The sequence below is a fragment of the Amycolatopsis sp. NPDC004772 genome (genome assembly GCF_053601215.1).
This window is the reverse complement of record NZ_JBSGBK010000003.1, coordinates 41,805-51,743: the sequence shown is the minus strand read 5'-3', so window position 1 is coordinate 51,743 and position 9,939 is coordinate 41,805. Positions and strand designations below refer to the sequence as shown.

Annotated in this window: 22 protein-coding genes; 20 read left to right on the top strand and 2 right to left on the bottom strand. The window is 71.5% G+C overall.

Translation table 11 applies throughout. The features are described 5' to 3' along the window. Positions 1-7 precede the first annotated feature (7 nt). The 15 genes from ACWEF6_RS02845 (at position 8) to ACWEF6_RS02775 (ending at position 7,188) form a co-directional block, all read left to right on the top strand. Positions 8-229: a hypothetical protein gene (locus ACWEF6_RS02845; protein WP_449681336.1), complete on the top strand. Its 222-nt coding sequence runs from the start codon at positions 8-10 to the stop codon at positions 227-229. A 3-nt stretch (positions 230-232) separates the two neighbouring features. After that, positions 233-778, top strand: a complete 546-nt coding sequence (locus ACWEF6_RS02840; RefSeq protein WP_449681335.1) for a hypothetical protein — start codon at positions 233-235, stop codon at positions 776-778. A gap of 146 nt (positions 779-924) precedes the next feature. Further along, positions 925-1,827, top strand: coding sequence for a hypothetical protein (locus ACWEF6_RS02835; protein WP_449681334.1), 903 nt, complete (start codon positions 925-927; stop codon positions 1,825-1,827). Beyond that, positions 1,824-2,465, top strand: a complete 642-nt coding sequence (locus ACWEF6_RS02830) for a hypothetical protein (RefSeq protein ID WP_449681333.1) — start codon at positions 1,824-1,826, stop codon at positions 2,463-2,465. The genes ACWEF6_RS02835 and ACWEF6_RS02830 overlap by 4 nt, the downstream gene beginning before the upstream one ends. Continuing rightward, positions 2,458-2,850, top strand: coding sequence for a hypothetical protein (locus ACWEF6_RS02825; RefSeq protein ID WP_449681332.1), 393 nt, complete (start codon positions 2,458-2,460; stop codon positions 2,848-2,850). Before ACWEF6_RS02830 ends, ACWEF6_RS02825 begins: the two co-directional genes overlap by 8 nt. Then, complete coding sequence (locus tag ACWEF6_RS02820) at positions 2,843-3,166, top strand: hypothetical protein (RefSeq protein ID WP_449681331.1); 324 nt, start codon at positions 2,843-2,845, stop codon at positions 3,164-3,166. Before ACWEF6_RS02825 ends, ACWEF6_RS02820 begins: the two co-directional genes overlap by 8 nt. Beyond that, the gene (locus ACWEF6_RS02815; protein WP_449681330.1) at positions 3,159-3,326 is read left to right on the top strand and encodes a hypothetical protein; all 168 of its coding nucleotides are present in this window, start codon (positions 3,159-3,161) and stop codon (positions 3,324-3,326) included. The genes ACWEF6_RS02820 and ACWEF6_RS02815 overlap by 8 nt, the downstream gene beginning before the upstream one ends. Continuing rightward, a complete protein-coding gene (locus tag ACWEF6_RS02810; protein WP_449681329.1) occupies positions 3,323-3,730 on the top strand; it encodes a hypothetical protein in 408 nt (135 codons plus the stop codon). Before ACWEF6_RS02815 ends, ACWEF6_RS02810 begins: the two co-directional genes overlap by 4 nt. Continuing rightward, on the top strand, positions 3,727-4,107 hold the full coding sequence (locus ACWEF6_RS02805; RefSeq protein ID WP_449681328.1) for a hypothetical protein: 381 nt from the start codon (positions 3,727-3,729) through the stop codon (positions 4,105-4,107). The genes ACWEF6_RS02810 and ACWEF6_RS02805 overlap by 4 nt, the downstream gene beginning before the upstream one ends. Next, positions 4,104-4,466 carry a hypothetical protein gene (locus tag ACWEF6_RS02800; protein ID WP_449681327.1) on the top strand — a complete coding sequence of 121 codons (363 nt, stop codon included), beginning with the start codon at positions 4,104-4,106 and terminating at the stop codon, positions 4,464-4,466. The genes ACWEF6_RS02805 and ACWEF6_RS02800 overlap by 4 nt, the downstream gene beginning before the upstream one ends. Beyond that, positions 4,463-4,816: a hypothetical protein gene (locus ACWEF6_RS02795; protein ID WP_449681326.1), complete on the top strand. Its 354-nt coding sequence runs from the start codon at positions 4,463-4,465 to the stop codon at positions 4,814-4,816. The genes ACWEF6_RS02800 and ACWEF6_RS02795 overlap by 4 nt, the downstream gene beginning before the upstream one ends. Further along, positions 4,813-4,959, top strand: a complete 147-nt coding sequence (locus ACWEF6_RS02790; RefSeq protein ID WP_449681325.1) for a hypothetical protein — start codon at positions 4,813-4,815, stop codon at positions 4,957-4,959. The genes ACWEF6_RS02795 and ACWEF6_RS02790 overlap by 4 nt, the downstream gene beginning before the upstream one ends. Beyond that, positions 4,956-5,330, top strand: a complete 375-nt coding sequence (locus ACWEF6_RS02785; protein WP_449681324.1) for a hypothetical protein — start codon at positions 4,956-4,958, stop codon at positions 5,328-5,330. The genes ACWEF6_RS02790 and ACWEF6_RS02785 overlap by 4 nt, the downstream gene beginning before the upstream one ends. Continuing rightward, a complete protein-coding gene (locus ACWEF6_RS02780; protein ID WP_449681323.1) occupies positions 5,261-6,256 on the top strand; it encodes a DNA cytosine methyltransferase in 996 nt (331 codons plus the stop codon). Before ACWEF6_RS02785 ends, ACWEF6_RS02780 begins: the two co-directional genes overlap by 70 nt. Then, positions 6,253-7,188 carry a hypothetical protein gene (locus ACWEF6_RS02775; protein ID WP_449681322.1) on the top strand — a complete coding sequence of 312 codons (936 nt, stop codon included), beginning with the start codon at positions 6,253-6,255 and terminating at the stop codon, positions 7,186-7,188. Before ACWEF6_RS02780 ends, ACWEF6_RS02775 begins: the two co-directional genes overlap by 4 nt. Positions 7,189-7,229: 41 nt before the next feature. On the opposite strand, the gene ACWEF6_RS02770 is transcribed toward ACWEF6_RS02775, so the two are convergent. Both ACWEF6_RS02770 and ACWEF6_RS02765 read right to left on the bottom strand, forming a co-directional pair. Next, positions 7,230-7,859, bottom strand: coding sequence for a hypothetical protein (locus tag ACWEF6_RS02770; RefSeq protein WP_449681321.1), 630 nt, complete (start codon positions 7,857-7,859; stop codon positions 7,230-7,232). Between the two features lie 120 nt (positions 7,860-7,979). Next, entirely contained in the window at positions 7,980-8,309 is a 330-nt protein-coding gene (locus ACWEF6_RS02765; protein ID WP_449681320.1) for a hypothetical protein, read from the bottom strand. A 259-nt stretch (positions 8,310-8,568) separates the two neighbouring features. Here ACWEF6_RS02765 and ACWEF6_RS02760 point away from each other — a divergent pair, with 259 nt between their 5' ends. From ACWEF6_RS02760 to ACWEF6_RS02740, 5 genes are read left to right on the top strand one after another with little or no spacing between them, the layout of a single operon-like run. Further along, positions 8,569-8,763, top strand: coding sequence for a hypothetical protein (locus ACWEF6_RS02760; RefSeq protein ID WP_449681319.1), 195 nt, complete (start codon positions 8,569-8,571; stop codon positions 8,761-8,763). Continuing rightward, entirely contained in the window at positions 8,756-9,211 is a 456-nt protein-coding gene (locus tag ACWEF6_RS02755; RefSeq protein ID WP_449681318.1) for a DUF6221 family protein, read from the top strand. The genes ACWEF6_RS02760 and ACWEF6_RS02755 overlap by 8 nt, the downstream gene beginning before the upstream one ends. Continuing rightward, positions 9,208-9,474: a hypothetical protein gene (locus ACWEF6_RS02750; protein ID WP_449681317.1), complete on the top strand. Its 267-nt coding sequence runs from the start codon at positions 9,208-9,210 to the stop codon at positions 9,472-9,474. The genes ACWEF6_RS02755 and ACWEF6_RS02750 overlap by 4 nt, the downstream gene beginning before the upstream one ends. After that, positions 9,471-9,605: a hypothetical protein gene (locus tag ACWEF6_RS02745; protein ID WP_449681316.1), complete on the top strand. Its 135-nt coding sequence runs from the start codon at positions 9,471-9,473 to the stop codon at positions 9,603-9,605. The genes ACWEF6_RS02750 and ACWEF6_RS02745 overlap by 4 nt, the downstream gene beginning before the upstream one ends. Beyond that, positions 9,605-9,904: a hypothetical protein gene (locus tag ACWEF6_RS02740; protein ID WP_449681315.1), complete on the top strand. Its 300-nt coding sequence runs from the start codon at positions 9,605-9,607 to the stop codon at positions 9,902-9,904. Before ACWEF6_RS02745 ends, ACWEF6_RS02740 begins: the two co-directional genes overlap by 1 nt. Positions 9,905-9,939: the final 35 nt, after the last annotated feature.

Below are 9,939 nucleotides of genomic sequence, written 5' to 3'. Positions count from 1 at the left end.
ACAACCCATGACCACCCGGATCTACAAGATCGTGATGACACCGGAAGACACCGACGACCGCGTCGCCTACATGATCGACCGCACTGACGAGCCGCCCATCACCGAGGAGAACGCCGGGGACGCGTTCGACATCGTGCTATCGGCGAACGAGGGCTACGAGCTGAATTCGTTTGAGGAGATCGCTGAGTGCGACATCCCCGCCGACGCCGACGCGTACGAGGTGGGCTGACCCATGACCGACGAGATCCCTCGGATCGGCGGCGAGCACCGACAGCCGACTGCGGCCGTCCAGTACGGCGTTCGCCTGCGCAGCGGCCAGGTCGTCACCTGCGCCGACCGCGCCGCCGCCGACGAGTTCCTGGCCGCCTGCTCGACCGGCGGCGTGCTGGTCCAGCGCAGCGAGTGGACCGACGTCGAGGACATCGCCGCGCAGTTGCGGGAGGAGCGTGCGGTGGCCGAGGCCCGACCGCACGACCCCGAGCCTTGCCCGGCGGGCGAGTGCAACCAGGGGATGTGCGGCGGCACCTCGGACCACAACGGTCCCTGCGGTGGCTGCTGCGGCTGCCTCGGCGGCTGCCTGGACTTCCAGCACCAGGCCGAGGCCCGACCACGCGACGATGAGCCGCGCCCCGGCGACCTGGTGCTCGTCTACAGCCCCACCCACAAGAACGGCGTGGGCTCGACCGTGGACGAGCACGGCAACTACGACGGCAAGGACGTGGTCGACGCTGGCGCGGCTCGCATGACGATCTTCAAGCGGGCGGGCGACCGTGGCTGACGACGCTGCCGGCGCCGTGCGCCGCACCCCACGACCCGCGCAGGTCGAGCACCGTCACGGACCGTGCGACTCGACGTGCCCCAGCTACGCGCACGGCTGCCTTGGTTGCCGCGCCTGCGAAGCCGAGCGGTCCGAGGAGGGAATCGATGAATAACCAGATCCCCGACCTGTGGTGGTCACCGTCCCACGGCGGGTTCCTCACCCGCCACGAGAACAACGCCGACGAGCACCTCGTGTGGATCGTCCACACGACCCACGAAAGCCTGCGCCACCACCTCGGCACCGGCGCGGACAGCAACCCCCCGCTGCCCACCGACGCGGTGCGCCTGGTCCTCGACGACCCCGAAACGCGCCGCCCGGTCGTGCTGCTGCGCGCCGAGGACTGCGCGTGCGCGGTCGGCGGGGACTGCGCGCACGGCCCGGAGCCGGTCGACGCGCTCGACCTGGCGGTGTGGCTGCACGCCGAAGCCGTCTGGCAGCGGGAGCACGCCCGCAACCTGTTCCTCGACCACTACAACGCGGCCAGCTGCACGGCCGACCGCATCGCCCAGCTGGAGGCCGCGCTGCGCGAGCGCACCGACCAGCGGGACGCGCTGCAGGCCCGCGTCGCGGCCCAGCAACAGGCCATCGACCTCGACCGGGCCCAGAACGAGGACTGCGCCGAGAAGGTCGACACGGCACTCGGTCACCGCTACCACCGGCCCGGACTGCACTACTCGATCCCGCACGTCGCCGAGAAGGCCGCAGCCGAGCTGAAACAGCTGCAGGCCCGCATCGACGCGATCGTCGAGACGCTCGGCCGCGCCGCCGGGATGATGGCTACCGACTCGCGGGACTGGGGACGCGACCGCGGCGACGCCTGGCTGTACGGGCTGCTGGTCGGCTGGGGATGCGAGGAGCAGCACCAGCACGACTACATCTGCGGCGGCCCGGCCGCCATGGGTGAGGTCGCGACCTGGCACGGCTGGAGCAACGACGACACGGCGCGGCTCCGCCGGTTCCGCGCCGCGCTGCAGGGGGAGCCCGCCGAACCGAAGGAGCAGTCGTGACGGAACGACGGAATGCGTGGGCCCACGGCCGGTGTGTTGCTCGGCAGCGTGCCCTGCAGGCGCGTATTGACGCGGCGCTCGCGCTGATCGCGAAGGCACTGGAGTCCGGCCCGTTCCTCGACCCGGACGAAACGCGTGCCCTCCTGGCCGTGCTGCAGGGCGACCAGCCCGGCGAGCCGTGGACGCCGTCCGTCGGCGAGCGGGTGACCGGCGTCGAGACGCAGAACGTCGGCCAGCCGGTCGTCACGGGCTACTTCCACTCGTCCGGGGCGGATGGTCTGTCCTGGCTGAAGGTGCATGCCGACGACCCCGAGACCGCACAGCGGTTCCTCGTCGGCACCGCCACGCTCAAGCCCGCGTCGGTGGAGCCGAGGCCGCGGTGCTGTATCGGTCCGTTCGCCGACGGCACCCACGCTCCCGGCTGCCTCGACGCCTGCCAGGACTGCGGTGGTGACGAGGCTGGGCCTCACCGGTGCCAGTGCCGCGACGTCGAGCCCGAATGCACCTGCACGCCGTCCCGCTGCGACTACGACGGCTACTCGCTGGACGGGCCCGCGTGCCTGCCGTGCGGACAGCGCCCTCAAGGCGCGCCGTGCCTGGCCGTCGCCGAGCCCACCGGGGAGGTGGACCGTGGCTGACCGGACCCGCGCGAGCTACCTCAGCCCGCCCGACTTCGCCCGCCTCGACTGGGCCTGCCGCCCCGTCGCAGCCGCGTTCGACCGCCCCGTCTACCTCGTCGGCTCCGTCCTCCAGCGCCCGAACTACCGAGACGTCGACCTACGGCTCATCGCCGACGACACCGAAATCGAACGCTGGTTCGGCACCGAGGGCCGCTACGGCACACCCGAACGCCCCACCCCGCAAGGACTCTGGCGCCTGCTGAACGTCGCCCTGTCCGACTTCATCGCCCGCGCCGCCAGCCTGCCGGTCCCGGTCGACTTCCAGATCCAGGCCCGCACGGAAGCCAACGCGACCGCCGGAGGCCGGAACCCGATCGGGATCGAGGGGGTCGGACGTGACTGACGACACCGAACCGCCGCTGTATGACGTCGACGCCGCACTCCGCCAGCTCGCCCGCAGCCGACGCCGCAACGACCCCCTCACTCGCCAGACCGTCCTGATCGCCGACAAGCTCGCCACGCACATGGCCCGGCACTTCACCCGCGAGCAGGCCGACACCGCTGGGCGCGCCCTCGTCATCGCGGCGGCCAGCATCAGCGTCATCACCGCCACCGTGCCAGACCTGACCGCGCAGGCCGCCGCGAACGTCATCGCCTACGCCGGGCACCGCCTGGTCCTCGACGCCGAGCAGGCCCACCGCGAGGCGCCCAGTGCCTGAACCCGCCACCACCCAGCGCGACACCCGCCCGGCGACCGTCGACCTGGTCCTGCTCGCCGTCACCCTCGCCGCAGTCGTCGCCCTCCGCGGCTTCGACGTCCTCGCCATCCTGATCGCCGGATTCCTGCTCAAGACCCTCGACCCCTGGAGCCCACGATGACCGAGCTGACCCTCTTCGTGCCCGGCCAGCCCGCCCCGCAAGGCTCCAAGCGGGCCCGGCCGATCTACCGCGGCAAGGGCGACGCCCGCGAGTTCACAGGCAAGGTCGCGCAGACCGAGTCGTCAAAGGCCGTCAAGCCGTGGCGCGCCGACATCCGGGACGCGCTCCTCGACGGCCACGGCCAGCCGCGCGCCCGCTTCGACGGCCCCGTCGCCGTCGAGCTCGCCTTCGTCGTGAAGCGCCCCGTCGGCACGCCGAAGACCCGCGCCACCCCGGCCGCCGTGAACGCCACCAAGCGCATCGCCGAGCTCGGCGAGCCCACCGGCTGCCTGATCACCATCCGCGACACCACCGCCATCCGCCCGGCCAACGCTGGCCCGCTCACCCTGGAGATCCCGGCATGACCGACGCCCGAGAACTCGTCGACCAACTCGCCGGAAGCACCGTCTACGTCGGCGGCGGCGAATACTCCGCCGACGCACTCGTTCCCGCTCCATTCGCCGCCCTGCGCGCCGTCCTCGACCTCCACCCGCCGTCCACGCTGAACGCCGCCATCATGCCGGAGAAGTTCGGCCCCGGCCGCTGCGCCTACTGCGGGCTCGGCGCACCCACACGCGAGTACCGCGACAAGCCGTGGCCGGACCGCCCTGAGCTCGACATGCACGAGCACACCGCCCCCGAGCCGTGGTGCCTGACCTGCGCCGGGCCCGACGACGACTCGACCGAGCCGTGGCCGTGCCCGACCGTCCGCGCCATCACCACCGCCCTGGAGGCATCGTGACCGAGCAGCCCACCACCTCACCGCCCGCCGGGCGCACGCCGACCCTCGGCCACGGCCTGGGCCGCTGGTCCGCGCACATTGACGGCGAGCTCCTGCCGACCGAGCCCTACCAGCCGCCCCCGCGCCACCGCTCGGCCGCCGGCTGGCCGAAGCCGGGCACCGTCGGCGCGTCCACCTGCCTCAACGACGACGAGGAGCCGGCCACCGTCCCGGCCCGCCCGTACGCCGACGCCCGGCCGAACCGCGGCGAGCAGGACCGCGTCGGCCAGCTCCTCGTCACGGCGGACACCGAGCCTGACGAGCGCCCGGTCTGGGTCGCGTACCTGTTCGGCCGTGCGATCGGCTGGTTCCGCCGATGACCGCGCGCGGGGAAGACCGCGGCATCTGGCTCGCCCCGGACTGGAGCGGTCTGGCGATCGAGGCCGAGGACGGCTCGCTGATCGAGCTGGGCCACGAGCACGGCTACGGCGCGTGGGTGAGCCAGGGCATGCTCGACGCCGTGCCGGACCACTGGCTCCGCCTGGTAGCCACTCCGGCTGAAGTGATCGCGGCGACGCCGGGCAGCGAGACAGAGTGGGGCCGCCGCTGGATGGGCACCGGCGTGATCCAGGAGTTCGGTGACCGCCGCGAGGACGCGGAAGACGCGTGCTACCCGAACACGCAGCTGGTCCGCCGTGAGGTCGGCCCGTGGACGGAGGTCCAGCCGTGACCGAGGACAGCCGCATGCCGAACTTCTGGTGGTGCCCGACGCATCACCTGTACCGCGGCGGCGACACGCGCCCGTGCGCCGACGCCGTCCGGCTCGTGCCCGCGCCCGCGCCTTGGGTGTTCTTCCCGGGCGACACCCCGTGACCCGCTCCCGCGCCTCAGCCAAGGCCGCCGGCACCCGCTTCGAAACCGCGGTCGCCCGCTACCTCGCCGCCAACGTCGATGACCGCATCGAGCGCCGCGCCCGAACCGGCGGCAAGGACCGCGGCGACATCTCCGGACTCCGCGCACCCGGCGGCGGCCGCATCGTCATCGAGTGCAAGGACACCGCTCGCATCAACCTCGCCGGATGGGCCGCCGAAGCCGAAACCGAACGCGGCAACGACGACGCCCTCGCCGGCTTGATCGCGCACAAGCGCCACGGCGTCAGCGACCCCGCACAGCAGTGGATCACCATGACCCTCGCCGACCTCGTCGCGCTGCTCACCGGCACCCGACCTCCGGAGGATCGTTGATTATTCAGCCTTTCGCCGGACCGGGCGGTTGGGACGTGGGGCTCCGTTTGGCGGGGTACAGAGGCGCGGCGGCGGGAATCGACTGGGACGCCGATGCCTGCGCAACCGCGGTCGCCGCCGGGCACGTCCGCATCCGCGCGGACGTCGCCGGGTTCGACCCGTCGGTTTTCGCCGGCCTGGTCACGGGCGAGATCATGTCGCCTCCCTGTCCGCCGTACTCGATCAGCGGCAGCGGCGGCGGCAAGCTCGACCGCGCTGCCGTCGAGGCACGCATTGACGCGTTCGCTGCCGGGGAGAAGCCGGCGGATGTCGAATGGCACGACCCGCGGTCGCACCTGACGGCGGAGCCTATGCGGTGGGCGGTCGCGCTCCGCCCGTTGTGGATCGCGTGCGAGCAGGTGCCTGGCGCGCTGCCGCTGTGGCAGCACATCGGCGGTCACCTCGCGCAGCTCGGGTACTCCATCGCCACCGGCGTGCTCAGCGCCGAGGAGTTCGGTGTCCCGCAGACCCGGCGCCGCGCGGTTCTGGTCGCGCGCCGCGACGGCGTCCCGGCGTCCCTGCCTGCGCCGACGCATCAGCGTTACGGAGCGCTGCCGAGCGGGCTGCCGTGGTGGGTGTCGATGCACGAGGCGATCGGGTGGGGACTCACGGACCGCCCGGCGTGGACGGTCACCGGCGGTGGGACGCGGACCGGCGGCGCCGAGGTCTTCGGCAACGCCAAGTGCCGGGCCCGGCTCGGCGGCCGCCGACCGACCGTCGCCGAAGCGGCGGCACTGCAGAGCTTCCCCGCGGGCTACCCGTTCGCCGGCCGGGAGGGAAGCCGGTATCAGCAGGTGGGTGACGCGGTGCCGCCGCTGCTCGCTGCGGCGATCCTCCGGCCGCTTCTGGCCGCTACCACGTCGATCGAAGAGGAGCGTGCTGCATGACCGTCGAGTGTGTGGCCGGCTGTGGCGGGCCGACGGAGACCACGATGTGCGCCGGCTGCGCGCGGAAGCTGTTCGACGACCTCCGCGAGGTCGAGTGGTTGCTGCCGGAACTCGACATCACGATCACCCGGCAGGCGAAGCTGTCGTCGGGTGGTGTCGGGTTCGTGACCGGGAACGGTGGCGGCAGTATGCCGCTGCACCTCGGCGCGTCCGCGGTCGCGGCGGAATTGCGGGACCGGTTGGCGCGGTGGGTGCTGAACCTGTGGGAGGAGCACGGCGTCCGGTGGCACCGCTGCACTGCGTGCGGGGTCGAGGATCGCACCGGCGAAGGCGCACCGGCGTGCGCGCCTGGTTGCCCGACGAAGTGGGAAACCCACCTCGACCCGCTGAACATCCCGCTGCATCCGCTGCCGTTGTCGCGGTGGCTGCTGCGGCATCCGTCGTGGGTTCAGTCCTACAGCGACGGTGCTGCCCTGTTCGACGACATCCGCTCGGCGGTGCGGCACGCCAAGTCGACGGTGTACGGGCCGGGGGAGCGGGCGTTCCTGGGGATCTGCTCCGCCCCGATCGAGGCACCGGTCGGTGACGACGGTGACACGGTCCTGGTCGAGTGCCAGCGGGACCTGTACGGGGCGAAGGGTCGGCCGTGGGTGGCGTGTCCGGAGTGCGGCGCCGAGTGGGACGCGGTGGAGCGGCGCCGGTGGATGCTGCACCGGATGCGCGACGAGTTGCTGACGGCGACGGAGTTGTCGCGGGCGCTGCCGAACTACCTGGAGCGGCCGGACGACAAGCCGGTGACCGCGAGCATGATCCGGGGTTACGCGAAGCGGGGCCGGTTGGTGGCGCACGGGTACGCGCCGGGGTCGCAGGATCCGCGGTATCGGGTGGGGGATCTGCTGGACATTCTGGAGCCCACCGCGGCGGCGTCCTGACGATGAGGGCCCCGGCGTGTTGCCGGGGCCCTCGTTCCTGATCATCCCCCGTGCTTCTGCGCGATCTGCTTGACAACGGCCAAGAACGCGCGGGTCGCCCCCTCCGCCGAAGTGGACGCCTCCTGCGCACCCTTCAGCGCGGCCTGCATTTCCGTCGCCTTCGCCGCGGCCGCGGAAGCGGCCGCGAGCGCCGTAGCGTAGGCCTGCTTCGCCGCCTCGCCCGCGCCGCCGATCTCCTGGTGGTCCGAACCGTCCCCGACGCAGGCGAGTGCGCTCGATACGTGGGACTCCAGCGACGACTGACCTTCCTGGAGCGGGCCGACGACGGTCTGGCTCAGGTCAGGGACCGGGATGCCGGTGAGGTTCTCGCTCGCCGTGGCCGCGCCGGTGGCGGGTGCCTCGTCGTTGCCGATGACGTAGAGCCGGGCGGCGTGTTCTGCGATGGACAAGGTTCCTCCTGATGGTGGCGCCGGCGGCAGTTCGCCGCGAGCAATGTGCGCTGAAGGGGTCTGGCCCCAGTCGAACGGTTCGGCGTCGACGTCCTTGCGCCACTCGGTCGCGCCGAGCTGGTCGCCTACGAAGTCGCGGCGGTTGCCGATCGCGTCGAGGTAGACGTCGGCGGCCTCGATGGCGGCCCATTCCTCGGGCGTGGGTTCGTCTTCTTCGGGCATGGTTCGTCCACAAAGGATTATCAGCGAACGCCGGATGATCTCTAACGAGGGAGCCATCGTCAGCCCGGTCTCGATCCCGGGGACACCGCGCGACCGCGGTGTTTCGGCTCAGCTACCGAATCAGCGCCACTGCTGCACCCCGGCACCGCAGCACGAGCACCCGGTACCGTGCCCCTCCGGCTTGGACACCGACGGAAACACCGTCGCGGCCAAGCTCTTCAGCTCGGACGGCGGCTCAGGAGCCGGTGAATACAGCAGTTCGCGCAGAGCGTCGACGGGCACGTCGGTGCCGAGCGCGGTGTGGGTGCCGATCAGGTAGGCGAGTGCGGCGCGGAGGTTGTCTCGTTCGTCGCGGATGGTGTCGCGGTCCTGCATGAGGTCCCACCAGGCGTCGGAGAGGTTGGGGTACTGGCGGCGGAGTTCGGCGTAGTGTTCGGCGCGGTTGGTCATAGCGGGCTCTCCGGGTGGGCGGGAGATGGTGGGTTGGGGTTGCGCCCGCCGGTCGCTGGCCAGTCGGGCGGGCACGTGTGCCTTAAGTCGCGGTCGAGGACGTCGCGCATGTCGTCGATGGCCCGGGTGGGGATCTGGGTGGTGGTGTCGGTCATCCTGTCCTCCGTGTCGCTCGCTTCCTTGTAGCTACAAGGCTAGCAGTGCGTGTAGCTACACGCAAGGGGTGTGCTACCTTTCTTGTAGCTACAGAGGAGGACCCGTGACGCCGCCCGAAACGCACACCACCCCGAAGCAGATCCGCATCCCGGACGAGGACTGGGAGAAGTTCGAGACCACGGCCGGCAAACGCAACCGCGCCAGCGTCGTCGTCGGGTTCATCCGCTGGTTCAACCGAGAGCCCGGCGCCAAACTGCCCACCCGCCCACCCGCACCCGAGGAGACCGACCGTGGATGACCTGGCGGCGTTCCTCAACGCCAGACTCGACGCTGACGAGCGAGTGGCGCTGGCTGCCACCGAGGGCATGTGGGCCGCGCTGGAGACGCAGGACTTCAAGTTCGGCGTCTGGCCAAGCGGGACGGGCTTCAGTGGAGAGGAAGACCAGCTCGCCACCGCGAACGTCGAGACCGACGCGCTGCACATCGTTCGCCACGCCCCGGCCCGCGTGCTGGCTGATGTCGCTGCCAAGCGGCGGCTGCTGCAGCTGCACGAGCGTGTGCTGCTCGAACACACTCACCCGCTCGTCACGGACGCGCACCTGACCAAGGAACGGCTCGCCGTGTGCGCGAGTTGCGAACCGCCGCGCCAGTTCCGGCGTACGCAGTCGTGGCCGTGTCCGACGCTCAAGGTGCTCGCCCTGCCGTTCGCCGGACACCCCGACTACAACGAAAGCTGGTGCCCGTGAGCGACGAACGTTGGAAGCTGACGCTGCAAGACCCGGACGACCCATACGGGCACTCGGCCCGGGCGGTGCAGCGCGACAAACGGCACTGGGACGTCGAGTACTACCGCGGCGACGAGCTGGACTCCACGGGCAGCATCAGCACCCCGCCGCCGTACATGCCTCCCATGGCGACCCTGATGAGCACGCTGCAGGACCTGCGTCAGGTGGCCGACTACTGGGCGCGCCAGCCTTCGAATGCCGCTGTTCCGAAGGAGGGCTTGTGACCCAAGAGACGACGACCGGCCGCCCGCTGTGCTCGAAGTGCGGCAAGAAACCCGCCGGGCCGGGCGGCATCCTCTGCCCAGGCTGCGTCACGGTCATCCGTGCGCAGAAGCTCCCCGCGGCGGGGTCGTGATGGACGACCCGGTGGAGCAGGCCGCCCGCGCCGAATTCGACAAGGTCCGTGCGGATCCGCAGTGGCATGGCCGCAGCATCGAGCACCTGTACTCGGAGGCTTTGCCGACGATGGTCGCCGCGGCTGTCCGCGCCGCACTTGCCGAGGAGACGTCTGCGGTCCGGCTCGGTGCCCGCGCCATGAGCGCTCGCAGGTTGGGCATCCGACGTCCCACGCTCGGCGTCGAGGGCGTCGACTGGATCCCGGACGCTGAAGGCCGTCCCGTTCTCGTTCCTCACCCACCGGGCGTGGACGCATGAGCACCCCGCCGTTGACCGAGGACTAGCTGTCCCAC

What these genes read in the sequence shown, in the direction of transcription:
- ACWEF6_RS02845 (WP_449681336.1), top strand. Translation starts at nt 8, where the DNA reads ATGACCACCCGGATCTACAAGATCGTGATGACACCGGAAGACACCGAC.
- ACWEF6_RS02840 (WP_449681335.1), top strand. Translation starts at nt 233, where the DNA reads ATGACCGACGAGATCCCTCGGATCGGCGGCGAGCACCGACAGCCGACT.
- ACWEF6_RS02835 (WP_449681334.1), top strand. Translation starts at nt 925, where the DNA reads ATGAATAACCAGATCCCCGACCTGTGGTGGTCACCGTCCCACGGCGGG.
- ACWEF6_RS02810 (WP_449681329.1), top strand. Translation starts at nt 3,323, where the DNA reads ATGACCGAGCTGACCCTCTTCGTGCCCGGCCAGCCCGCCCCGCAAGGC.
- ACWEF6_RS02805 (WP_449681328.1), top strand. Translation starts at nt 3,727, where the DNA reads ATGACCGACGCCCGAGAACTCGTCGACCAACTCGCCGGAAGCACCGTC.
- ACWEF6_RS02795 (WP_449681326.1), top strand. Translation starts at nt 4,463, where the DNA reads ATGACCGCGCGCGGGGAAGACCGCGGCATCTGGCTCGCCCCGGACTGG.
- ACWEF6_RS02775 (WP_449681322.1), top strand. Translation starts at nt 6,253, where the DNA reads ATGACCGTCGAGTGTGTGGCCGGCTGTGGCGGGCCGACGGAGACCACG.
- ACWEF6_RS02770 (WP_449681321.1), bottom strand. Translation starts at nt 7,859, where the DNA reads ATGCCCGAAGAAGACGAACCCACGCCCGAGGAATGGGCCGCCATCGAG.
- ACWEF6_RS02765 (WP_449681320.1), bottom strand. Translation starts at nt 8,309, where the DNA reads ATGACCAACCGCGCCGAACACTACGCCGAACTCCGCCGCCAGTACCCC.
- ACWEF6_RS02740 (WP_449681315.1), top strand. Translation starts at nt 9,605, where the DNA reads ATGGACGACCCGGTGGAGCAGGCCGCCCGCGCCGAATTCGACAAGGTC.